The sequence below is a fragment of the Microbacterium sp. No. 7 genome (genome assembly GCF_001314225.1).
Lineage (GTDB): Bacteria > Actinomycetota > Actinomycetes > Actinomycetales > Microbacteriaceae > Microbacterium.
On sequence record NZ_CP012697.1, the window covers coordinates 4,219,068 to 4,242,106 of the forward strand.

At 71.6% G+C, this 23,039-nt stretch carries 21 protein-coding genes; 7 read left to right on the plus strand and 14 right to left on the minus strand.

The window, feature by feature from the left end; all coding sequences use genetic code 11:
- Window positions 1-30 precede the first annotated feature (30 nt).
- Entirely contained in the window at window positions 31-1,752 is a 1,722-nt protein-coding gene (locus AOA12_RS19425; RefSeq protein WP_054686416.1) for a glycerol-3-phosphate dehydrogenase/oxidase, read from the minus strand.
- Between the two features lie 133 nt (window positions 1,753-1,885).
- On the opposite strand from AOA12_RS19425, the gene AOA12_RS19430 reads away from it, so the two are divergent.
- On the plus strand, window positions 1,886-2,848 hold the full coding sequence (locus AOA12_RS19430) for a sugar-binding transcriptional regulator (protein WP_054687250.1): 963 nt from the start codon (window positions 1,886-1,888) through the stop codon (window positions 2,846-2,848).
- A 753-nt stretch (window positions 2,849-3,601) separates the two neighbouring features.
- On the opposite strand, the gene AOA12_RS19435 is transcribed toward AOA12_RS19430, so the two are convergent.
- Window positions 3,602-4,696, minus strand: coding sequence for a serine hydrolase domain-containing protein (locus AOA12_RS19435; RefSeq protein ID WP_054686417.1), 1,095 nt, complete (start codon window positions 4,694-4,696; stop codon window positions 3,602-3,604).
- A 182-nt stretch (window positions 4,697-4,878) separates the two neighbouring features.
- Between AOA12_RS19435 and AOA12_RS19440 the strand changes: the two genes are divergently transcribed.
- Complete coding sequence (locus AOA12_RS19440; RefSeq protein WP_054686418.1) at window positions 4,879-5,874, plus strand: zinc-binding metallopeptidase family protein; 996 nt, start codon at window positions 4,879-4,881, stop codon at window positions 5,872-5,874.
- A gap of 284 nt (window positions 5,875-6,158) precedes the next feature.
- Here the strand turns inward: AOA12_RS19440 and AOA12_RS19445 are convergent, their stop codons facing one another.
- Window positions 6,159-8,681 (minus strand): ATP-dependent Clp protease ATP-binding subunit, encoded by a 2,523-nt coding sequence (locus tag AOA12_RS19445; RefSeq protein ID WP_054686419.1) that lies wholly within the window; start codon window positions 8,679-8,681, stop codon window positions 6,159-6,161.
- A 469-nt stretch (window positions 8,682-9,150) separates the two neighbouring features.
- Here AOA12_RS19445 and AOA12_RS19450 point away from each other — a divergent pair, with 469 nt between their 5' ends.
- Genes AOA12_RS19450 through AOA12_RS19460 form a run of 3 tightly spaced genes read left to right on the plus strand, consistent with a single transcriptional unit; the run spans window position 9,151 to window position 10,783 of the window.
- The gene (locus tag AOA12_RS19450) at window positions 9,151-9,795 is read left to right on the plus strand and encodes a hypothetical protein (protein ID WP_054686420.1); all 645 of its coding nucleotides are present in this window, start codon (window positions 9,151-9,153) and stop codon (window positions 9,793-9,795) included.
- Complete coding sequence (locus AOA12_RS19455) at window positions 9,795-10,559, plus strand: hypothetical protein (RefSeq protein WP_054686421.1); 765 nt, start codon at window positions 9,795-9,797, stop codon at window positions 10,557-10,559. The genes AOA12_RS19450 and AOA12_RS19455 overlap by 1 nt, the downstream gene beginning before the upstream one ends.
- Window positions 10,556-10,783 (plus strand): helix-turn-helix domain-containing protein, encoded by a 228-nt coding sequence (locus tag AOA12_RS19460; protein ID WP_054686422.1) that lies wholly within the window; start codon window positions 10,556-10,558, stop codon window positions 10,781-10,783. The genes AOA12_RS19455 and AOA12_RS19460 overlap by 4 nt, the downstream gene beginning before the upstream one ends.
- Before the next feature lie 159 nt (window positions 10,784-10,942).
- Here AOA12_RS19460 and AOA12_RS19465 read toward each other — a convergent pair whose 3' ends face one another.
- A complete protein-coding gene (locus tag AOA12_RS19465; protein WP_054686423.1) occupies window positions 10,943-11,185 on the minus strand; it encodes an endonuclease domain-containing protein in 243 nt (80 codons plus the stop codon).
- On the opposite strand from AOA12_RS19465, the gene AOA12_RS23285 reads away from it, so the two are divergent.
- Window positions 11,172-11,660: a hypothetical protein gene (locus AOA12_RS23285; protein ID WP_156366589.1), complete on the plus strand. Its 489-nt coding sequence runs from the start codon at window positions 11,172-11,174 to the stop codon at window positions 11,658-11,660. The two genes, AOA12_RS19465 and AOA12_RS23285, sit on opposite strands and share 14 nt — an antisense overlap.
- On the opposite strand, the gene istB is transcribed toward AOA12_RS23285, so the two are convergent.
- The 6 genes from istB to AOA12_RS19490 all read right to left on the minus strand — a co-directional run bounded on the left by istB (window position 11,657) and on the right by AOA12_RS19490 (window position 16,806).
- The gene (gene istB, locus AOA12_RS19470) at window positions 11,657-12,454 is read right to left on the minus strand and encodes an IS21-like element helper ATPase IstB (protein ID WP_054678490.1); all 798 of its coding nucleotides are present in this window, start codon (window positions 12,452-12,454) and stop codon (window positions 11,657-11,659) included. The two genes, AOA12_RS23285 and istB, sit on opposite strands and share 4 nt — an antisense overlap.
- Window positions 12,454-13,656, minus strand: a complete 1,203-nt coding sequence (istA, locus tag AOA12_RS19475) for an IS21 family transposase (RefSeq protein WP_082405821.1) — start codon at window positions 13,654-13,656, stop codon at window positions 12,454-12,456. Before istA ends, istB begins: the two co-directional genes overlap by 1 nt.
- Before the next feature lie 49 nt (window positions 13,657-13,705).
- The gene (locus tag AOA12_RS23290; protein WP_156366590.1) at window positions 13,706-14,026 is read right to left on the minus strand and encodes a type IV toxin-antitoxin system AbiEi family antitoxin domain-containing protein; all 321 of its coding nucleotides are present in this window, start codon (window positions 14,024-14,026) and stop codon (window positions 13,706-13,708) included.
- A gap of 274 nt (window positions 14,027-14,300) precedes the next feature.
- Entirely contained in the window at window positions 14,301-15,005 is a 705-nt protein-coding gene (locus tag AOA12_RS19480; protein WP_054686424.1) for a hypothetical protein, read from the minus strand.
- A gap of 88 nt (window positions 15,006-15,093) precedes the next feature.
- Window positions 15,094-16,557, minus strand: a complete 1,464-nt coding sequence (gene cls / locus AOA12_RS19485) for a cardiolipin synthase (protein WP_442922255.1) — start codon at window positions 16,555-16,557, stop codon at window positions 15,094-15,096.
- Window positions 16,558-16,614: 57 nt separating this feature from the next.
- A complete protein-coding gene (locus AOA12_RS19490) occupies window positions 16,615-16,806 on the minus strand; it encodes a hypothetical protein (protein WP_054686425.1) in 192 nt (63 codons plus the stop codon).
- Window positions 16,807-16,920: 114 nt separating this feature from the next.
- Between AOA12_RS19490 and AOA12_RS19495 the strand changes: the two genes are divergently transcribed.
- Complete coding sequence (locus tag AOA12_RS19495) at window positions 16,921-18,051, plus strand: DUF4192 family protein (protein WP_054686426.1); 1,131 nt, start codon at window positions 16,921-16,923, stop codon at window positions 18,049-18,051.
- 75 nt (window positions 18,052-18,126) lie between these two features.
- Here the strand turns inward: AOA12_RS19495 and lysS are convergent, their stop codons facing one another.
- The 4 genes from lysS to AOA12_RS19515 all read right to left on the minus strand — a co-directional run bounded on the left by lysS (window position 18,127) and on the right by AOA12_RS19515 (window position 22,953).
- Window positions 18,127-19,659 (minus strand): lysine--tRNA ligase, encoded by a 1,533-nt coding sequence (gene lysS / locus AOA12_RS19500; RefSeq protein WP_054686427.1) that lies wholly within the window; start codon window positions 19,657-19,659, stop codon window positions 18,127-18,129.
- A 204-nt stretch (window positions 19,660-19,863) separates the two neighbouring features.
- Window positions 19,864-20,544, minus strand: a complete 681-nt coding sequence (locus tag AOA12_RS19505; protein WP_054686428.1) for a Rossmann-like and DUF2520 domain-containing protein — start codon at window positions 20,542-20,544, stop codon at window positions 19,864-19,866.
- A complete protein-coding gene (locus AOA12_RS19510) occupies window positions 20,534-22,432 on the minus strand; it encodes a PH domain-containing protein (RefSeq protein ID WP_082406396.1) in 1,899 nt (632 codons plus the stop codon). The genes AOA12_RS19505 and AOA12_RS19510 overlap by 11 nt, the downstream gene beginning before the upstream one ends.
- Window positions 22,429-22,953: a PH domain-containing protein gene (locus AOA12_RS19515; protein ID WP_054687257.1), complete on the minus strand. Its 525-nt coding sequence runs from the start codon at window positions 22,951-22,953 to the stop codon at window positions 22,429-22,431. Before AOA12_RS19515 ends, AOA12_RS19510 begins: the two co-directional genes overlap by 4 nt.
- Window positions 22,954-23,039 lie beyond the last annotated feature (86 nt).

Here is a 23,039-nt window from a genome sequence, read left to right on the forward strand (position 1 = left end):
CCGGTCTCCGGCCGGGCGCGGCCCGCGCGGCTAGCTGCGGACGTTCTCGCGCCCCGCGTCGGCGAGGCGGACCCCGTGCTCGTCGGCCAGCAGGCGGGTCGCCGCCGCGCACTGCGCGGCGACCTCGTCGGCGTCCCAGCCGAGCGGCCCGGCGATCGCCTCGGCGACCTCCGTCAGGGTCTCGGGGGTCATCCCGCCGACGAACGCGAGCGAGGTGCGGCGCAGGAGCACGTCGGCGAGCGAGACGACGTGCTCGGTCGCGGCGAGATGCGCGAGCTCCTCGCGGTAGTGGCCGCGGGCGTGCGGGAGGGGTGCCGGATCCGCGGGCAGGGCCGCGAGGACGCCCGCCGCGCGCGTGCCGTAGCGCTCCAGCATCCGCTCGGCGAACGCGACGTCGTGGACGCCGCGGTGGGCCTCGACCCACGCGCGCCGGGCCGCGATCCCCCGCGGGAAGCCGGCGCCGCCGCCGATCGCGAGGCCGACGGTCGAGACGCGCCGGGTGCGGCCCAGCTGCGCGAGCACCGCGTCGGTGACCGACTCGCCGAGCGCGCGGAACGTCGTCCACTTGCCGCCGACGAGGCTGAACGCCGGGGTCGAGCCGATGGTGCCGCGCTCGATGCGGTAGTCGCGCGAGACGAAGCCCGGCGACACGTCGTCGTGCCGCGGGAGCGGACGGATGCCCGCGAACGAGTACACGATCTGCGACCTGTCCACCGTGATGTGCGGAAAGACCTGGGCGACGAGCTCGAAGAAGTAGTCGACCTCGGCCTCGGTGCAGCGCGCCGGCTGGGACGGGTCGGCGTCGATGTCGGTCGTGCCGACCATGACGCGCCCCTTCAGCGGGTAGATCAGCACGATGCGGCCGTCGGCGGCCTCGAAGAAGATCTCGTTGCCCCTCGTCGCCTCGGCGAGCGCGGGGTTGTCGAGCACGATGTGCGAGCCCTTCGTGCCGCCCATGTAGGCGGTCGGCACGCCGAGGGCGGCGTTGGTCAGGTCGGTCCACGGACCGCTCGTGTTCACGACGACCTTGGCATGGAACGCGAACCGCTCGCCCGTCGTCTCGTCGCGCAGCTCGACCGCGCCGTCCGACGCGCCCACGGCGGCGAGGTAGTTCGCGGCGCGCGCGTGGTCGCCGGCCTCGAGCCCGTCGCGCAGCACGTCGAGGGCGAGCCGCTCGGGGTCGTGCATCGAGGCGTCGTGATAGGTGGCGGTGTAGCGGAAGCGGGTGTCGAGCTGCGGGAAGGCGCGCTGCGACGCGCGACGTCCGCGCACGCGGTGACGCGGCACCGCGCCGCCGTCGCGGGAGAACGTGTCGTAGATCATCAGGCCGATCTTGATGAGCAGCGCGCCGCGCTCGCGCGGGGCGCCCTTGCCGTGCGTGACGAGCAGGCGCAGCGGCGCGGTGAGCACGCCCGAGAACGTCCGAGCGATGGGGATCGTGGTCGGCAGCGGCTTGACGTAGTGCGGCGCCGTCCTGACGAGCCCGTTGCGCTCGGCGACCGACTCCTTCACGAGCCGCAGCTCGCCGTTCTCGAGGTAGCGCACGCCGCCGTGGATCATGTGGCTCGACGCCGACGAGGCCCCCGACACGAAGTCGCCGCGCTCGACGAGCGCGACGTCCACGCCCTGCAGCGCCAGGTCGCGGAACGTCGCGATCCCGTTGATGCCTCCGCCGATGATGAGCACGTCGGCCTCCGGCCGCTCCCGCAGGCCGCTCACGGCATCCCGATCTCGCTTCGTCGTGGCTGGCATGACCTCTTCGCCTCTCGTCCCGGTGTCTGCGCCCTAGACTGTCGGTGCGTGCACGTCGGTGCAACATATTCGGGAGGAGTTGCAGCGCGTGCCGCGCCATGACACGAACGTGCAGCAGAAGGAAGGCGTCACCGTGAGCGTTTCGCACACGCGTTCAGAGGATGCGCTGCGCGCGGCGCAGCTGTACTACCTGCAGGACCTCAACATGGACGCCGTCGCGCGGGAGATGAACCTGTCGCGCTCGTCGGTCTCGCGCCTCATCTCCTACGCGCGCGAGTCGGGGCTCGTGCAGATCACGGTCACCTCGCCGCAGGAGGCGATGGGCGACGTCGCGCACCGCATCGCCGACGCGTACGGGCTCGTCGCCCACATCGTGCCGACGCCGCCCCGCGCCACCGAGGCGGAGCGGCTCGAGCGCACCGCGCTGTCGGCCGCGCGGATCCTGGCGGTGATGGCCGACTCCAACACCGTGATCGGCATCGCCTGGGGCGCGACGGTGTCGGCCGTCGGGCGGCAGCTGCCCACGAAGACCCTGCACAACGTGCACGTCGTGCAGATGAACGGCGCCGCGAACACGCACTCGTCGGGCGTCGCCTACGCGGGCGCCCAGCTCGAGCGGTTCGGCCAGGCGTTCGGCGCCGAGATCCACCACTTCTCCGTGCCCGCGCTCTTCGACGACCCGCTCACGAAGCAGGCGATGTGGCGCGAGCGCTCCGTGCGCAGCATCCTCGACATCCAGCGGAACGTGAACCTGTTCGTCTTCGGGGTCGGCTCGCCGGCGGCCGACGTCCCCTCGCACGTCTACGCCGGGGAGTACGTCACCGCGGCCGACCTGCGCAGCGTCGTGCGCGACGGCGTCGTCGGCGACTGCGCGACCCGGTTCTTCCGCGCCGACGGCTCGAGCGACGGCATCGCGCTCAACGAGCGGTCGAGCGGCCCCGAGTTCACGATGGTGCGCCAGATCCCGCACCGGCTCTGCGTCGTGTCGAGCATGTCGAAGCTCGACGCGCTGCGCGGCGCGCTCAACGCCGGCCTCGTCACCGAGCTCGTCGTCGAGGAGTCCGTCGCCCGCGCCCTCGCCGAGCCGCGCCGCTGACCGCGGGGCGGGGCGGGGTGCGGGCGGAGCGGGTGTGATCGGGCGTGATCGGGTGTGGGTGGAACGGGTGTACGCCGTCGGGCGCGGGCGGGCGTGGATCGTGGGCGGTCGGTGCCGCTTTCCGACGCGGGATGCGACCACAAGCGCCCACCGTTCTCCACCCCGCCGGAATCGTGGGCAGACGTGGCCGCCTCCCAGCGCACGTGCGACCACGAGGATCGCCTCCCACGACCGTTACACGGGTCTCGATACACTCGCGGCTCCGCCGCGAGCACTCGACCAGCGGAAGTCGGGACGCGACCAGCGGGGGTCGGAACCCGACCAGCGGGAGTCGGAACCCAACCAGCGGGAGTTGGGACACGACCAGCGGGAGTCAGAACCCGACCAACGGGAGTCGGAACCCGACCAGCGGGGGTTGGGACGCCCGACCCGCCCGACCGGCCCGCGGGCGGAGACGTCCGACCCGCCGACCCCCGCCGGTTCTACAGCCCCGCTGCCCGAGAGGCCCGGCCCGCAATCACCGCTGGTTGAGTAGCCGCCGCAGGCGGCGTATCGAAACCCCTCCCGCGCACCGACGCATGAGATCCTGGGCGCTTGTCGCCGCTTCCCCGCGCGGGATGCGGCGACGAGCGCCCACGATCTGCGGCATCCCGCGCGAAGTGGGCACTTGTCGCTGGATGCGGGGCGGCGATGCGACCACAAGCGCCCACCATGTGCGGATGCCGGATCCGCGACGCCGCGGTGCCGCGCCCCTCACCCCGCGCCGAGGGCCGCGTTCACGAGGGGCTCCAGGGCGTCGACGCGGTCGAAGGTGCCGAGGCCGCGCGTGACGTAGGCGAACGAGTAGTCGTCCGTGAACGAGTGCCACGCGCAGCTGCCGCCGAGGCCGCCCATGCCGAACTCGCCCGGATCGACGCGGAATCCGAGCGACCACGACGCCTCGCCGCCCACGAACGCGTCCTCGCCCGTCGCCTGCGCGCGCAGGTACTCGCGCCACAGCTCCTCCCCCAGCATCCCCGCGACGACGCCGGTCGAGCGCGACGCGTCGTCGTAGAACCGAGCGAGGGCGGATGCCGACGTGAACAGCCCGTCGGCGGGGAACGACGCCCGCCGCGCGTCTGCCGAGTTCGTGTGCGCGGGATCGAGCCGGCCGCGCGGCACGGTGAGCGCGCGACGCGGGAGGTCGCGCTCCAGATACGGCTCGACCCAGGCGGTGGTCGTGATCTCCAGGTCGGCGACGTCGGCGAGCCGCTCGTCCGGCACGCCGAACCACAGGTCGGCACCGAGGCGCGAGCCGAGCCCGGCGACCGCCTCGCGGACCGACGGGGCCCCCGCGGCGGCGAGCACGCCGTCGATCAGGTGCCCGTAGGTGAGCGCGTGCTCGGCGATGACGGTCCCCGGCACGCCGATCGGCTCGGCGGCGGCGAGCGCCGACGTGAGCGCCTCCTTGTCGAGCGGATCGGCTCCCGCGACGGATGCCGGGAACGCCGGCACCGCGGCCGTGTGGCTCAGGACGTGACGCAGCGTCGTCGCCCGTTTGCCGTGCGCGCCGTAGGCGGGCCACCACGTCGTCACCGGGTCGTCGAGCGTCACCTGGCCGGCGCGCACCGCGAGCAGGGCGCCGAGCGCGGCGAGCGGCTTGCCCACGGAGTACGTCATGGCGAGCGTGTCCGCGGTCCACGGCGCCGTGCGCGCGGCATCCCGATGCCCGCCCCACGCCTCGAGCAGAGGGCGCCCGCCGCGCCACACGCTGAGGGACGCCCCGGGCTCCTCCCCCGCGGCGACGAACGCGGCGAAGCGCTCGGCCACGGCATCCAGTCGCGCATCGGCGATCCGCACGGTGACCATCTGACATGCGCGTTCCCTTCGTCGGCCCTCGCAGAGCCTCGCACGAATCCCGGAGAATCTCGCGAGCCCCGGCGCCTCTCGCCGGGATCGTCCGAGCCTCGCGTGATTCTCCGAGCCTCGCGCGCCCCCGCCGGCGCGACGGCCCCCTGCCCCGCGGCGCGCGCGTGTGAAAGGATCGCAGCGTGAAGGCCTACGCCTGCCGCGCGTGCGGCAACCCCCTGTACTTCGAGAACTCCGTCTGCGTCGGATGCGGCACCGGCCTCGGCTACTCGCGCGGCGAGCGCGACATCGTGCCGGTCGACGAGCGCGGCGTGTACGTGGATGCCGCGGGCTGGATCTGGCACGTCTGCCGCAACCTCAACCTGTCGGGCTGCACGTGGCTCGCGCCGCTGGAGGGCGGGCAGTGCGCGGCGTGCGACCTCACCCGAACGCGTCCCAACGACGCCGACGCGGCCGGCATCGCGAACTATCCGCTCGCGGAGCGCGCGAAGCGGCACCTCGTGGCCGAGCTCGACGCGCTCGGCTTCCCGGTCGTGGGCAAGGTCGACGACCCGGTGAACGGCCTGTGCTTCGACCTGCTCTCGTCGACGCAGCAGCAGGTGATGATCGCGCACGCCGACGGCGTCATCACGATCGACCTCGCCGAGGCCGACGACGCGCATCGCGAGCACGTGCGCGCGCAGCTCGACGAGGCCTACCGCACGATGCTCGGGCACTTCCGCCACGAGGTCGGCCACTACTTCGAATGGCAGCTGGTCGAGGGCGGCGACGCCGACGTGCTGGCGCGGGCCCGCGAGCTGTTCGGCGACGAGACCGTCGACTACCAGCAGACCGTGCAGCGCCACTACGACGAGGGCCCGCCCGCCGACTGGCCGTCGTCGTACATCTCGTCGTACGCGACGATGCATCCCTACGAGGACTTCGCCGAGACGTGGGCGCACTACCTGCACATCTGCGACACCGTCGAGACCGCCGTCGAGTACGGTCTCGTGCGCGCCGCCGACCTGCTCGGCCGCGAGCGCTTCCGCGACCTCGTCACGGGCGTGTGGATGCCGCTGTCCACCGCCCTCAACCTCGTGAACCGCTCGATGGGCAACGACGACCTCTACCCCTTCGTCATCGCCGACCCCGTGCTCGACAAGCTCGACTTCGTCGCCTCGCTCCGCCCCGCCGCCTGAGCCCCACCCTCGCTGACGCCCCGCCCCGCGAGCCGAGCGCCCCGGTCCCCACCCCTCCATTTCAACCGCGGCAAACGGCGGGTGCGCGCCGCGCCAACGCGCACTTTGCCGCGGTCGAACAGGACGACCTTTCACTCAACCGCGGCGAAGTGTGGGTCAGGCGCCCGCGCACCCGCCGTTTGCCGCGGTTGAAGGGATGTCCAGGCCACCCGTCTCGCACAGAAACGACGGAGGGGCGGATGCCGGTGGCATCCGCCCCTCCGGGCGACGGGAACCCCGCGGGCTCAGCCCGCGGCGGCGATGTCGGGGGTCGCGGCGATCTCGCCCGCGGTGCCGACGCCGACGGCGACGCGCTCACCGCGCGGGCCGTTCTCGAACGTGAAGGTCACGCCCTCGACGTCGACCTTCACGTGGTCGCCCGCGACGAGGTCGCCGTGCAGGATCTTCTCGCTCAGCCGGTCCTCGACCTCGCGCTGCATGGCGCGGCGCAGCGGCCGGGCGCCGAGCGTCGGGTCGAAGCCGATCTCGATGAGGCGGTCCTTGGCGGCATCCGTCAGCTCGACCGTCATGTCGCGGTCGAGCAGGCGCTCCGACAGGCGCTTGGTGAACAGGCCCACGATCTGGCGCAGCTCGTCCTTGTTCAGCTGCGGGAAGACGATGATGTCGTCCACGCGGTTGAGGAACTCGGGCTTGAAGTGCCGCTTGAGCTCCTCGTCGACCTTGCCCTTCATGCGCTCGTACGTCGTCTGCGCGTTGCCCTCGACCTGGAACCCGACCGGGCCGCCGGCGATCGCCGACGAGCCGAGGTTGGTCGTCATGATGATGACGGTGTTCTTGAAGTCGACGACGCGGCCCTGACCGTCGGTCAGACGCCCCTCCTCGAGGATCTGCAGCAGCGAGTTGAAGATGTCGGGGTGCGCCTTCTCGATCTCGTCGAACAGCACGACCGAGAACGGCTTGCGCCGCACCTTCTCGGTGAGCTGGCCGCCCTCCTCGAAGCCGACGAACCCGGGAGGGGCGCCGAACAGCCGCGAGACGGTGTGCTTCTCGCCGAACTCGCTCATGTCGAGCGAGATCAGCGCGCCCTCGTCGTCGAACAGGAACTCGGCGAGCGCCTTGGCGAGCTCGGTCTTGCCGACGCCCGTAGGCCCCGCGAAGATGAACGAGCCCGAGGGGCGGTTCGGGTCCTTGAGCCCCGCACGCTGGCGGCGGATCGTGCGCGAGAGGGCCGCGATGGCCTCCTCCTGCCCGATGACGCGCTGGTGCAGCGCCTTCTCCATGAACATGAGACGGCTGGTCTCTTCCTCGGTGAGCTTGAAGACGGGGATGCCGGTGGCCTGCGCCAGCACCTCGGCGATGAGCCCCTCGTCGACGACCGCGTGCGACGCGACGTCGCCCGAGCGCCACTGCTTCTCGAGGCGCAGGCGCTCGGCGAGCAGCGACTTCTCCTCGTCGCGCAACGCGGCGGCCTTCTCGAAGTCCTGCTCCTCGCTCGCGTGCTCTTTCTCCTCGCGCACCTTGGCGATCTTCTCGTCGAACTCGCGCAGCTCGGGCGGGCTCGAGAGGATGCTCAGGCGCAGGCGGGCGCCCGCCTCGTCGATCAGGTCGATCGCCTTGTCGGGCAGGAACCGGTCGCTGATGTAGCGATCGGCGAGGTTGGCCGCGGCGACGATCGCGCCGTCGGTGATCTGCACCTTGTGGTGCGCCTCGTAGCGGTCGCGCAGGCCCTTGAGGATGTTGATCGCGTGCGGCAGGCTCGGCTCCGCGACCTGGATCGGCTGGAAGCGGCGCTCCAGGGCGGCATCCTTCTCGAAGTGCTTGCGGTACTCGTCGAGCGTCGTGGCGCCGATCGTCTGCAGCTCGCCGCGCGCGAGCAGCGGCTTGAGGATGGATGCCGCGTCGATCGCGCCCTCGGCGGCGCCCGCACCCACGAGGGTGTGGATCTCGTCGATGAAGACGATGATGTCGCCGCGCGTGCGGATCTCCTTGGTGACCTTCTTGAGGCGCTCCTCGAAGTCTCCGCGGTAGCGGGAGCCGGCGATGAGCGAGCCGAGGTCGAGCGAGTAGACCTGCTTGTCCTTAAGCGTCTCGGGCACCTCGCCCTTGACGATCGCCTGCGCGAGGCCCTCGACGACGGCGGTCTTGCCGACGCCGGGCTCGCCGATCAGCACGGGGTTGTTCTTGGAGCGGCGCGAGAGGATCTGCATGACCCGCTCGATCTCCTTCTCGCGGCCGATCACGGGGTCGAGCTTGTTCTCGCGGGCGGCCTGCGTGAGGTTGCGGCCGAACTGGTCGAGCACGGCCGAGCCGCCCTGGGCCGACGGGGTCTGCTCGCCGGCGCCGGTCGCGACGGCCGCGGGCTCCTTGCCCTGGTATCCGCTGAGCAGCTGGATGACCTGCTGGCGCACCTTGTTCAGGTCGGCGCCGAGCTTGACGAGCACCTGGGCGGCGACGCCCTCGCCCTCGCGGATGAGACCGAGGAGGATGTGCTCGGTGCCGATGTAGTTGTGGCCGAGCTGCAGCGCCTCGCGCAGGCTCAGCTCGAGCACCTTCTTGGCGCGCGGCGTGAACGGGATGTGACCCGTCGGCTGCTGCTGGCCCTGGCCGATGATGTCCTGGACCTGCTCGCGCACGGCATCCAGCGAGATGCCGAGGCTCTCCAGCGCCTTGGCGGCGACGCCCTCGCCCTCGTGGATGAGACCGAGCAGGATGTGCTCGGTGCCGATGTAGTTGTGGTTGAGCATCTTCGCCTCTTCCTGGGCGAGCACAACCACGCGACGGGCACGGTCCGTGAATCTCTCGAACATTCGTCGACACTCCTCTGCGCACCGGGTTCTGGTGCTTACGAAAGACGATAACGACCGTGGGATGCCGGTATGCCCGTGTTCGCCGTCGGCGCACCGCCGATGCAGTGGGGGCTGGGGTGGGCGGGCTGCGGGATGCTCGTGTCAGGACGAGAGCGGGGACCCCGCCGCTTCGCGGGGGCCCGATTGTCCTGACACGAGCACCCCTTCGCCCTTCGCCTCGGCTCTCCCCCTTGCCCTCGCTTCTCCCGCTTCTTCGTCCAACCGCGGCATGTTGTGGGTACAGACGGGGTGGCATCCACACTTTGCCGCGGTTGAGTTCGGCGCCCTGGATTTCAACCGCGGCAATACGTTGGTGCTGGCGGGGTCGTACCCGCACTTTGCCGCGGTTGAAGGGGAGGGGGGTTGACAGGAGTTGGGGTCAGGCATATCGTTTTTCGATAACAACGAATATCGATAAGGAGTGGGAGCGATGTCGACGAACGAGAACGGAACGGGAACGGGAACGGGAACGGATGCCACGATGTCGCGCGCCGACGCGAGCGCTTGGTGGTTCTTCATCGTGATCGGGGCGGCGTTCGCCGTGTGGACCGTCGTGCGGGCCGTGATCCGCATCGCGGAGATCGTGCCGAACAGCGACGTGCGCGTGTTCGCGCAGTTCCGCGAGACGCTCGCCGAGGCGCCGATCGGCCCGGACGGCGCGCCCGTCGCCGTCGAGCTCCAGACCGCCTACCTGCGCGCACCGGAGCTGCCCGTGGCATCCGTCGGCGCGCTCGTCATCGAGCAGGTCGTGATCGCCGTGTCGGTCGTGACCACGATCGCGTGCCTGCTGTTCGTCGTGCGCAGCGTGCTGCGCGGCCGCATGTTCTCGCGTACCAACACGCGCCTCGTGAACACGGCCGGCGCGACGGCCCTCGCGGGCTTCGTGCTCGCGCCGTTCTTCGCCAACATGGGCGCCAACGGCGCGTTCGCGTGGATCTCCGACCGCACCTTCGACAACGTGCTCATGTCGGTCGACCTCACGCAGCTGTTCGCGGTCGCGTTCGCTGCGGCCCTGCTGATCGCGACCTTCGCGGTCGGCGAGCGCCTGCAGCGCGACACCGAGGGGCTCGTGTGATGACCGTGTTCCCCGGCTGGCTGTTCACGGTCCTCCTCCCGATCGTCGTCGCCCTCGCCGTCGCCGTGTTCTTCTTCGTGCGGGCGGCGCGGAAGGCGCGGCGCACGGGCGACCCCTCCCCCGTCGTGTCGGTGACGCTGTCGGTCTCCGCCGTGGTCGCGGGCGTCAGCGTGATGGCCGCCGTGTCGGCGGCGATCGCCCCCTTCCTGCCGATGGCCTCGGTCAGCGTGCCGACGTGGGACTTCTGGCCCGCGCTCCCCGAGGGCATCGAGCTCGAGGGGATGACGGCGGAGCGCGTCGGCGGCGGCTTCCGCGAGGCCGCCCTCTTCCTCGACGGGCTCAGCACGGGTGCTCGCGTCTGCCTCGCGATCGGCGGCGCGCTCGGCTGGCTCGTCCCGGGCGCGATCGCCGCGCTCATCGGGGTGGCGTGCTTCCAGCTGCTCGCGGGACGCGCGTTCGCGCCCGTCGTGGCGCGCGTGACGATCATCACGGCCGTCGTCGTGCTGGTCGGCGGCATCGCCGCGGGCGTCCTGAACGACGTCGGCAGCAGCCTCGCCGCGCAGGAGGCCCTCGCCTGGACCTCGGCCTCCGTGGCGGGCGACCGCCCGGGCGACGCCGAGCTCCTCACGTCGCTCTGGCCGCGACCGGCCTGGCGCGTGGACGTGCCCGTGTGGCCGATCGGCGCGGGCCTCGGCCTCGCCGCGCTCTCGGCGGTCTTCCGCTACGGCGCCGGCCTGCAGCGCGACACCGAGGGGCTCGTGTGAGCCCCGCGGAGGAAGAGGTCACCGGCATCCACTGCCGGCTCGACGAGCTGCTCGCCGAGCGCGGGATGACGCTCACGCGGCTGTCGGAGCTGGTCGGCGTCTCGGTCGTGAACCTCTCGGTGCTGAAGAACGACCGCGCCCGCGCCATCCGCTACTCGACGCTCTCGGCCATCTGCCGCGCCCTCGACTGCGAGGTCGGCGACCTGCTCGTGCGCACCGACTGAGGCCGCGGTCGAAGGAACGACCTTGATTCTCAACCGCGGCAAAGTGCGGATGCGGCGACCCTCGACCCGCACTTTGCCGCGGTTGGGGCAGAGAGGGCAGAGGGGCCAAAGAGCAAGAGAGGGCAAAGAAGAGGAGGGGACCAGCACGGTCCGCCCGGCTCAGCGGGCGGCGAGGGCGTTGCGCACGCGCGCGATGGTCTGGTGGGGGCGGTCGTCGAGGTCGGCACGGGTGACGCGGATGACGCGCCATCCCGCGGCCTGCAGGCGCTCGATGCGATCGACGTCCTTGGCCCACTGCCCGGCATCGGTGCGATGGTGGTCGCCCTCGTACTCGATCGCCAGCTTCTGCGCGAGGTAGGCGAGATCGACCTGCGCGATCCATGCCCCCGTGCTCGACGACATCGAGGTTGACGAGCGGCAGCGGAAGCCCCGCGTCCACGAGGGCGAGGCGCAATCGCGTCTCCTGCCTCGATCGCGAGCGTGTGCTCACGCGCGGCAGCGCGTCGCGGAGCCGCGCGGCACCCCGGCGACGACCCGCGAGGAGCGCGCTGCGCAGGTCCTCGACGCTCGCCAGCGGAGGCGGATCGGTATGGTGCAGGGGCTCGCGCACGACGGCATCCGCGGCAGCGACCAGATCGTACGGATCGGTCAGCACGGCGCCGAGCATCGCCCACGTCGTCGCCGGGCATGTCAGCCGGTAGCCGAGCTCAGGATGCTCGACGACGTGCGCCATGCCGGGCTTCACGCAGTGCGTGACGATGCCCCGCCCTTCGGGATTGCGGCGAGGACTGAGCACGCAGGCGTCGATCGGTGTCGGCGGCGCTCGAACTCTGGACGCTTTCGGCGCTCGAAAAGTGAACGGTTGCGGGCAGTCTAGCTAGGTGTTTCGTCGGTGGTGGTGCGGATGCTGGGGAGGCTGTCGATGCCGCGGCCGCGGAGTCGGTAGCTGGCGCCTTTGAGGGTGAGGACGTCGGCGTGGTGAACGATGCGGTCGATCATCGCGGCGGCAACGGCCTGGTCGCCGAAGACCCCTCCCCAGCTGGAGAACGGCAGGTTCGAGGTCAGGATCAGTGACGCGTGCTCGTAGCGGCTGGAGACGAGTTGGAAGAACAGGTTCGCTGCGTCTTGTTCGAACGGGAGGTAGCCGACTTCGTCGACGATGATCAGCCCGTAACGCCGCAGCCGGGCGAGCTCTTTCGGGAGGTTGCCTTGCCGGTGGGCGTCGGTGAGGCGGGTGACCCAGTCGGTCGCGGTCGCGAACAGCACTCGGTGCCCGTGGCGGGCGGCGACGATTCCGAGCGCGGTCGCGAGGTGGGTCTTCCCGGTTCCGGGAGGGCCGAGCAGGACCACGTTCTGCGCTTCGAGGAGGAACCCTCCCGAAGCGAGCGCCGCGATCTGCTGCCGAGTGGCTGGTTGCGCGTCCCAGTCGAAGTCCTCGAGCGTCTTCCGGCTCGGGAACCCGGCCGCTTTGATCCGCAGCTCCGCGCCGGAAGCGTTGCGAGCGCTCACTTCGCGTTCGAGGACGGCGGCGAGGTAGTCCTCGAACGACCACCCGGCGTCGCGTGCTTGGTCCGCCATCCGGGCTGCGGCCTCCGTGATCCGGGGTGCCTTGAGTGCGCCGGCGAGGTAGGTGATCTGCTTCACCGACTCGCTGGTCTTCGAGGTAGCCATCAGGCGACTCCTTCGATCCCGAACGCCCGGTCGTAGTCCGCGAGATCACGCGCCAGGTCATCAACGGGATCAGGACGTGGGGTCTGGAACTGTTGCCGCAGCCGTTTCGCGGCCTCCAGATGTGCGGGATCGGTGATCGTGGAGCCGCGCGCCCAGACCCGCGCGTGGTCAGCGACCAGCCTGTCCTCCAGGCGCACCCGAACACGGTCGAGATCGGCGATTACGTCGACAAACCGGCCTATCGCGGCGGGATCGACGGAGTAGTCGCTCGCGTCGAGGCGGACGTAGTAGTCCCGCCCGAGGCGGACTCGTTCTCGCCAGCCCAGTTGCAGCGGGATCGGCGGCAACGGGAGCATCCGTGAACGGTCGTGGCCGATCAGATCGACCGGGCGTGCCTTGATCGTCCGCACCACCCTCGCGTTCGCTCTCTCCAGCCAGCCCTCCAGCTGGGCGTTGAAGTCCGCCGGGGAAGTGAACGTGCGGCCGGGCATGAACGAGGTCTCGAGCCAGCCGTTGCGGCGCTCCACGATCCCTTTCGATTCCGGGTCGTAGGGCCTCAGCTGCACGACCTTCGTCGCGAGGGTCCCCGCGAACGCCGCAACACCTTGCGCGAGGCGGCCGCGCTGCCCGATGCCGGACTCGTTGTCCCAGATCAGCCGCCGCGGGACCGCGCCGAGCCGTTGGATGAGATCCCAGTGCCCGAGCAGCAGATCCTCCGTCTTCCTGGTCGGGATCATCCGCGCAGTCACGAACCGCGAATGCGCCGCGACGATCACCAACACCGGCAACAGCGCCGTCGTGCCGTCCTCGAGCGGGATCTTCCGCGGCGGGAACCAGAGATCACATTGAGCCGCATCGCCCGCCGCCCACGAGAGCCGATCCGCCGGGTCGACCGGGTGATGCTCAGGTCGCAGTCTCACGACATTGTCCCGGAACCAGCGGATCGAGCCCTCCCAACCAACCCGCTCCGCGAGCACCGTCGCCGGCATCCGCGGATGCTCGGCGAGCAACGCCCGCACCCGCACCTCGAACGGCGTGAACGACGTCGGCCGCGGCGACCGCTCATACTTCGGCGGCCCGTCGGAGTTCACCGCCTTGATCACGGTCGTCCGCGAGATCCCCAACCGCGCCGCGATCTGCGCTTTCGGAACCCCGTCCGAAGCCAGCCTCCTGATCAGCGCCCAGTCTTCCAAAGTGATCACTCTCCAATCGTTGAGTGTCCACTTTTCGAGCGCCGCTATCGATCAGTTCTCAAGCGCCGTCGACAATCGGCCGGCCCCGCACGACGGCGAACGGCAGGGGCAGGCCCCAGATCACCGCCGCGGTCACGTGACTGAAGAACTCGTCGCCGCCCATTCGCGGCGCGTATCGCCGAGCCCGTTCGCGCAGGAGGGTCTCGGGTCCCGGTTCCTCGCGGTCGTGAGGAGCGGCCGGCAGGCTTCTCAGACGCACGCCGTGATGCGGACGCTCAAGATCCATCGCGCGAAGGCGGGATGCGGGAACACCCGCCGCCCGCGCCTCGGCGGTCGTGAAGAGGTCGCCGAGCGAGGCCGGCAGGGATGTTCGACGCATGTCCCCACCGTCGGGCACCGCATCCCGGCATCCGCGGTTGTCCACAGCTTTTCTGCGCGCACGCGAGAAACTCCCGCCTGTGGACGAGGCGATGCCTCCTCCCCTTCACCCCTCCTCAGCCTCCTCCCCTCGCCTCTCCCCCGGTTCAACCGCGGCGAAGTGCGGGTGCGAGCCGTCGACACCCGCACTTCGCCGCGGTTGAACGGGCAGAGAGGGAACGAGCAGAGAGGAGACGAGCAAGGACGAGCAGAGAGGAGAGGAGACGGGACGAGGCTCAGGACACGGGCAGCGTCACGGGGTCGGCGAACTCGGCGCCGCCGCCCGAGAGCGTGAGGGTCGCGGCGTCGTGCGCGACGTCGGCGACGCCGACGAGCGCGACGCGCGGGGCCATGTCCATCGTGCAGGGCTTCGTGCCGGGGTCGGCGAAGACGACCGAGACCGCGGACGCCGAGGTCTCCTCCACGCTCTCGACGACCGGCGCGCACGACGACGAGCCCCAGGTCAGGATCGCGATCAGGTCGTCGCCCGCCCACCCCGCCGACGGCGTGTACTCGGCGACGTCGCCGCCCGCGTACGCGCCGAGCGAGGTCTCGCCGCGCGCGTCTTCGAGGGTCACGACGAGGTTCAGCGCATCGCCGGCGCTCGCGCCGGCCGGGAGGCCGACGAGGGTGGCGCGCGGCGCGTAGTCGGCCGTGCACACCTCGGCGTCGGCGGGACGCAGCGAGACCGCGACGCCGCCGTCGGCCTCCAGCTTCACGTCCTCGGCGACGGGGACGCACGACGACGAGCCCCAGGTCACGACCGCGACGGAGCGCCCGCCGTCGAGCCACGCGGCCTCGACGTCGATCCCGGCCTCCAGCGGCGGAGCGGGCACGCCCGTGGCCGTGTCGCCGCCGGCACCGGCGGTTCCCGGGGCGCACGCGGCGAGCAGCAGGGCTCCGAGGGCGAGCGGGACGAGGGCGAGGGCACGACGAGACATGGTGGCTTCCTTTCGAGCGGGCGGACGCTCGTGGCATCCACTCTCTGAGTGTCGGCGGACGGCCGATCGTCTCAACGCCGCCGCCGTCTCACTGCAGCGCCGAGGTGAGGCGGGCGAGGTTGTCGAGCACGGTCGAGCGCAGCGGCTGCTGCTCCCACTCCTCGAGCGTGAGCTGACGCGACGAGGCGCGGTAGTCGTCCTCGACCTCGCGCAGCTGCGAGACGAACTCCTCGCCGCGGACCATCATCGAGATCTCCATGTTGAGGCCGAAGGAGCGCATGTCCATGTTGCTGGACCCGATGATCGCGACCTCGTCGTCGACCGTCATCGACTTGGAGTGCAGGATGAGCGGACGCTCGTACATCCAGATCTTCACGCCGGCCCGCAGCAGCGCCTCGTAGTAGCTGCGCTGCGCGTGGTAGACCATCGCCTGGTCGCCCTCCTCCGAGACGAACAGCTCGACCTCGACGCCGCGCTGGCACGCCGTCTGGATCGCGAGCAGCAGCCCCTCCTCGGGCACGAAGTAGGGGCTCACGATGTTGACGCGCTCCTGCGCCGCGAAGACGAGGCCCATGAACAGCTTGAGGTTGTTCTGGAACTCGAACCCGGGGCCCGACGGCACGATCTGGCAGTCGAGGTCGCCCGTGCCCGCCGACTCGACGAGCCGCAGGTCCTCGATGATCTCGTCGGTCTCGCTGAACCAGTCCGACGCGAAGACGGCGTTGATGGATGCCACGACCGGCCCCTCGACGCGCACCATGAGGTCGACCCAGTGCAGACCCCGCTTGATGTTCTTCTTGAGATTGTAGGTGGAGTCGGTGATGTTCTGCGAGCCGGTGAACCCGACGCGGTCGTCGACGACGAGCAGCTTGCGGTGGTTGCGCAGGTCGGGACGCTGGTACTTGCCCTTCAGCGGCTGCACGGGCAGCATGAGGTGCCACTGCGCGCCCATGGCGTCGAGCCGCGCGAGCGTCTGCTTGTAGAAGGGCTTGCCCCGGTTGGCCCAGTGGTCGAGCAGCACGCGCACCGTCACGCCGCGGGCGGCGACCTCTTCGAGCGCACGGAAGAAGTCGTCGGTCGTGCGGTCGGACTGCAGGATGTAGAACTCGACGTGCACGTACTGCCTGGCCGTGCGGATGGCCGCGGCCATCGCCGCGAGCGACTCCTCGTAGTCGGGGTAGAGGTCGGCGGTGTTGTCGCCCGACAGCGGCATCGCGCCGAGGTTGCGGTTGAGGTACACGAGCGAGGTGAACCACTGCGGCGCGTTCGGCCGCAGCTCGCCGAAGTCGAGGCCCTCGCTGGTCTCGCGGATGTTGCGGTTGATCAGGTCCTGCTTCTTGCGGCGCTTGCGCGGCAGGCGGGGGTTTCCGATCAGCAGGAACAGCAGCACGCCGATGTACGGCATGAAGAAGATCGCCAGCAGCCACGCCATGGCCGCCGTGGGACGCCGGTTGCGCGGCACGATGATGATCGCCAGCACGCGCACCGCCAGATCGACGAGCAGCGCGAGGATGACCCACCACGACCATGTCACGTCGATGGTGATGTTCACTGCGGGACCTCCTAGACTCGCACGCGCTGAGCCCGCAGCCGGCGCCTCTCGGCGCCGCTAGCCGGCGGACGTGTCGCTCTTCGCGGGCGCCAGCCCGCGCTTGGCACGTTCTTCGGCTTCGATCTTGGCGTACAGACGCCGCTCGGTGCGATCCAGGCGCAGGATGGACCGCAGGATGAACACGAACAGGCCGAGCACGACGATGGTCGGAAGCAGCGACCACGCGGCGGCGACCCAGAAGTTGTCCATGTCTCTATCGTAGGCGGTCGCGCAGACTCGTCCCCAGGCGGCCGTTCTCGGAATCTGTCCTCAGATCGCCGGTTTCGGCGGAATCGGCGGATGCCGGGGCACGAGGCTCGACGCATGACAACGATCACCCGGGCCGCCGACGCCGCCCACCTCCTGTCCCTCGTCCCCCGGCTGCTGGAGTACACGCCCCGGCGGAGCCTCGTGCTGATCCCGCTGGAGCGGGGCCGCAGCGTGGGCGCGATGCGCCTCGACCTGCCGCCCGACGCGGGACCGCGCGACGAGACGGTCGAGCGCGTGGCCTCGACCGTGATCGGCATGGTGTGCCGCATCCCGCACGCCGACGCCTTCGTCGCCGTCGCGTACACCGACGACGCGGCCGGCCCCGAGCTGCCCCACCGCGGCCTCGCCGACGCGCTCGCACTGCGGGCCGACGCGTGCGGGCTGCGCATGGTCGACGCGCTCACCGTCGCCGCGAACGGCTGGGGCTCGCACCTCGACCCCGCGGGCGCGATCGAGCCGCTCGACGCCGTGCGGCAGAGTGCGCTGCAGAACGGGGATGCCGAGGATCCCGCCGAGGTGCGCGGCGACCAGACGACGGGCGCCGAGCTTCCCGCCACGACCCCCGAGCGGCGTCGCGAGGTCGCCGGCGTGCGGGCCGAGCTGGAACGGGCGATCGAGGTCGTGCGCGACGTCGAGGCCCCGGCGTCCGACGGCTCGGGGCCGATCACGGCCGCCGCGCTCACGGCCGTGTGCGCACTGGCCGACCTGCCGGCGCTCTACGAGGACGCGCTGCGGTGGGATGCCGGCGCCCTGAGCCCTCTGCATGCCGGGCTCCTCTCGTGGTGCCTCGATCGTCCCGCGCTGCGCGATGTCGCGCTCATGCAGTGGTCGGGCGACCGGCGGCTGGGCGAGGAGGCCGCCGCGGCGCAGTCGGCGTGGGAGGAGGGCGGGGAGTACCCCGTGAGCCTCGCCGAGCGCCTGTGGGGAGAGGGCCCGCAGCCCGATCCCGAGCGCCTGGCGCGTGCGCTCGCGCTCGTCCGCCAGGTGGCCGCGCTCGTGCCCGACAGCGCCGGCGCGCTCGCCGTGTGCGCGTGGCTGTCGTGGGCGCAGTGCCGCTCGACGCACGCCGACGGCTATGTGCGCCGCGCGTGCGAGATCGACGCCGAGCACGGACTCGCGCAGATCGTCGGCTCGTTCATCGCCGCCGCGCATCTGCCCGACTGGGGATTCCGACGGTTCTCGTAGCGGCGGCGCGTCGAGCGTCCGGCATCCTCGTGCGGGATGCCGGACGACGCGGCGTCCTTGAGGCGTCCTTGACGCCTACTTCACGAGGGGGAACAGGATGGTCTCGCGGATGCCGAGGCCCGTGATCGCCATGATGAGGCGGTCGATGCCCATCCCCATGCCGCCCGTCGGGGGCATGCCGTGCTCGAGGGCACGGAGGAACTCCTCGTCGACGCGCATCGCCTCGTCGTCGCCGCGCGCGGCGAGCTTCGCCTGCTCGACGAAGCGCTCGCGCTGGATGACGGGGTCGACGAGCTCGGAGTAGCCGGTCGCGAGCTCGAAGCCGCGCACGTAGAGGTCCCACTTCTCCACGACGCCGGGGATCGAGCGGTGCTCGCGCACGAGCGGGCTCGTGTCGACGGGGAAGTCCATGACGAACGTCGGACGCTCGAGCGAGCCCTTCACGAAGTGCTCCCACAGCTCCTCGACGAGCTTGCCATGCGTCGCGACCTTCTCGGGCACCTCGACGCCCACCTCGGCGGCGAGCGCCTGCAGCTCGGCGAGACCCGTCTGCGGGGTGATCTCGCGGCCCGCGGCCTGCGACAGGCTCTCGTACATCGAGAGACGCTCCCACTGGCCGCCGAGGTCGTACACGGTGCCGTCGGCCCAGGTCACGGTCGTCGAGCCCGCGACGGCGATCGCGGCGTTCTGCACGAGCGTCTGGGTGAGGTCGGCGATGCCGTGGTAGTCGGTGTAGGCCTGGTAGGACTCGAGCATCGCGAACTCGGGGCTGTGCGTCGAGTCGGCGCCCTCGTTGCGGAAGTTGCGGTTGATCTCGAAGACGCGGTCGATGCCGCCCACGACGGCGCGCTTGAGGAACAGCTCGGGCGCGATGCGCAGGTAGAGCTCGGTGTCGAACGCGTTGGAGTGCGTCACGAACGGGCGGGCGGCGGCGCCGCCGTGCTGCACCTGCAGCATCGGCGTCTCGACCTCGACGAACCCGCGCTCGGCGAACGTCGCGCGGAGGCTCGCGTTGACCGCGGCGCGCGTGAGCACCGTCTCGCGCGCCTGCGGGCGCACGATGAGGTCGAGGAAGCGGCTGCGCACGCGCGTCTCCTCCGACAGCTCGGAGTGCAGGTTGGGCAGCGGCAGCAGCGCCTTGGCGGCGATCCGCCACGACGAGACCATGATCGACAGCTCGCCGCGGCGGCTGGAGATCACCTGGCCCGTGACCGACACGTGGTCGCCCAGGTCGACGAGCTCCTTCCACGCCTGCAGCGACTCCTCGCCCACCTCGGCGAGCGACACCATCGCCTGGATGCGGCTGCCGTCGCCGGCCTGCAGCGCGGCGAAGCACAGCTTGCCCGTGTTGCGACTGAACACGACGCGGCCCGCCACCGAGGCGACGACGCCCGTCTCGGCGCCGGCCTCGAGGTCGGCGTAGCGGGCGCGCAGCCCGGCGATCGTGTCGGTGACGGGCACGGCCACCGGATACGCGCCGCCCGCGGCATCCGCCCGCTCGGCGAGCAGGCGCTCGCGCTTGGCGAGGCGCACGGCCTTCTGCTCGTGCACGTCTTCGAGGATGTCCTCGTCGGACGGAGTCGCGCCGGGCAGGGTGGTGTCGGTCATGGTGACGGGCTCCTCGGGAATCGACCACCCAGTCTATCCGCGGCGCGTGGCGGGCTGTGGCCCGCGCGGCCACGCCGCGCGCCTCCCGTTCAACCGCGGCGTTCTGCGGGTGCGGAACGCGGGGACCCGCAGAACGCCGCGGTTGAACGCACGATGGGCGGGCGCGGGCGGCGGGCGCGGGCGGGGGGAAGGGGGCAGGCGCCCCTATCCCTCGGGGACCACGCCCAGGGCCTGCTCGACCGTGGAGTGCACGAGGGCGGAGAGGTAGCGGCCGGGGTCGTCGACGCCGGCCTGCTGCAGGAGAGCGGCGGCCTGGCGGACGATGGATGCCGAGAACTCCGTCGCCGTCGCGATGCCCTCCGCGTAGGCGGCGCGGTCGGCCTCGGCGACGACGACGGGCTCGCAGCCGAGCTCGACGGCGAGCGCCTGCGCGATGGGCAGCACCGCGGGCGGCGCCGTGACGGCGGCGTAGGCCTCGTGCAGCTGCCGCAGGTCGATCGACGTGCCCGTGAAGGTCATCGCGGGATGCACCGCGAGCGGGATCGCGCCGGCGCGCTGCGCGGGCTCCAGCACGCCGATGCCGTAGGCGGGATCCGTGTGCATCACGAGCTGTCCGGGCTGCCAGGCGCCCACGTCGGCGAGCCCGGCGACGAGGCCCGGCAGCTCGTCGTGCGGCACCGCGAAGACGACGAGCTCGCTGCGGCGCAGCACCTCGGGCGCATCGCACACCGGCACGTCGGACAGCACCGCGGAGACGCGCTCGTCGTCGGAGCCGGGCGTGATGCCCGTGATGGCGTGTCCCGCGCCGGCGAGCGCGGCGCCGACGACCGGCCCGACGCGTCCGGCGCCGACGATGCCGACGCCGAGCCGGCCGTCACGCCTCATCGGTCCGCGGGGACGGCTCGGGGGCCTGTGGGGCTGGCGCCTGCGGGGCGGGCGGGGCGGTGTACGGCGGAGGCGGGGCGGTGTACGGCGCAGGCGCAACAGCGTGCGGCGCGGGCGCAACGGCGTGCGGCGCAGGCGCAACGGCGTACGGCGCGGCCACACCGGCATCCGGGGCGGGCTCGGCGACCTGCCGCTCGGGCGCACCGGCATCCGCCGTCTCCCCGGCATCCGCGTCCCCGTCGCGCCAGCGGTGCGACCGATCGTGCGTCGCAGCGGCGACCGCCGCGCGGCTGCCGCTGAGGAGCAGGTCGACGACCTCGTCGCGCTCGAGGCCGACGACGGCACCCGAGATCGGTCCCGTGATCGAGTGCGCCTGCGCCCACGCGACCTTCTGCAGCCGGTCGATCGGCCCCTGCGCGACCGAGAGCCCCTGCAGGCGGGCGAGCGGGAACACCGCGAGCTTGCGCCACACCCGGCCGCGCCGCAGCAGCAGCGCGAAGTCGGTGAGCGCGAAGCCGTGCCGCCGCCACGACATCGGCCGGCGCCACCGCGCGCGCCGCGCCATCGTCGTGTAGGGATCGGCGCCGGCACCGTGCGGGCCGAGGATGCCGTGCTCCCACAGCAGCGACCTGTCGTGCGCCGGGAAGTCGGGCAGGATCAGCTCGAGCACGCGCTCGACGTCCTCGCGCGTGCCGACCGGCAGCACGACGTTGAACTGCTGCGTGCTGCTCGACGCCTGCTGCGTCGCGCTGCGCCCCGTCATCCTGTTGATGCGCACGATCCACCACCCGAACGGACGCCACAGCACGCCCTGCGACACCTCGACGGCGAAGATGCGACCGGGCGGGATGGTCTCGGTCACGGTCGTGAGCAGGCCGTAGGTGATGCGCACGCCGTCGGGCGTCGGCGCGATCGAGTAGCGCAGCGAGCGCGAGATCTGCGCCCACGTGACCGCGACGGCCGTGATGACGAGGGGGATGCCGACGCCCAGGCCCGTGCCGAGCAGGATCATCCAGCCGCCCCCGTCGGCGTTGCGCGCCGCGACGGGGATCATCGTGATCATCACGACCGCGAGGATCGCGAGGAAGAACGCGAACCACACGACGCCCGCGATGAGCTGCGACCCGATGAGCCGGCCCGTCGGGATCTTCACGACGCTCTCCGGCGCGACATCGGCGAGATCGACGCCGTCGATGAGGCCCGAGAGCCCCGCGCCCACCTCCTCGACGAGGTGCGCCCGCGTCGCCGGGGCGCGGCCGAGGCGGGCGTCGCGCGCCGCACGGGCGCCCGACGCGAGGCGCAGGATGTCGGCGCGCACGCTCTCGGCACGGGCGGTGGCGAGGTATTCGAGCGGCACGTTCGCGTCGGTGCCGGCACCGACGACCTCGAGCTTGGCCATGCCGATGAGGCGTGCCGGGAAGGGCCGCGTGAGGTTCACGCCCTGCACGCGGTCGAGCGGCGCACGGCGCTGCGATCGGAAGACGATGCCCTTGCGCACCTCCACGTGCTCGTCCGTGATGCGGAACTGCTGGAACCGCCACACGACCCAGAACGCCACGATGAGCACGATGAGCACGCCCAGCACGGCGAGCAGCGCCCACAGGATGAGGTTGTTCTCGACGACCCAGTCGAGCGGGTCGTCGCTGTCGTAGTCGCCGTAGCGCGTGCCGGGCGCGAACGCGTCGACGACCCACGCGATCAGCCGGTCGCGCATGTTCGAGATCACGATGCCCGCGACGATGATCAGCACCAGCCCGCCCTTGAACAGCGGGGTCAGCGGATGCAGCCGATGCCACTGCCCGTCGGCGAGCGACGACGAGCCGCCGCCCGGCAGCGCCTGGCCGGCCGGCGACGCGTCCGGCGACGCGGCCTGGTCGGGCGCGCTCACAGCCCGGTCCGGCGCGTCTCGGCCACGGCGATGAGGGTGTCGCGCAGCGCCTCCGCGGCATCCTGGGTCAGCCCCGGGATCTGCACGCCGGTCGTCGCCGCGGCCGTCACCATCTTGAGCTGCGCGACGCCGAAGGCGCGGTCGAGCGGGCCGTGCGTGATGTCAACGAGCTGCAGGCGCCCGTAGGGCACGGCGATCATGCGCTGCCAGAGGATGCCGCGGCGGAACACGATGTCGTCGGCACGCAGCATGTAGCCGATCGCGCGCGCCTGCCGCGGCAGGATCACGAGGGTCACGACCGTGATCAGCACGATGACGCCCGCGGGGATCCACGCCCACGTCTGGTGGAAGAGCACCGCGAGCACGACCGCCGCGACGATGATGATCGCCAGGAAGATGGCGTTCTGCACGAACTGCGAGGTCACGTAGCGCCGCGAGATCTGATGCCACGTGCCGTCGAGCGCGAGCGCGCCGGCCGCCTTCGGCTGGCGGAGCTGCGTGAACGTGCCGTCGTCGAGCACGGGCGCGGCGCGCGGAGCCTCCGGGGCGGCGGCGGGCGGGGCGTCCGACGTCTCCGTCGCCGGGGCGGCGGGCTCGGACGACGCTG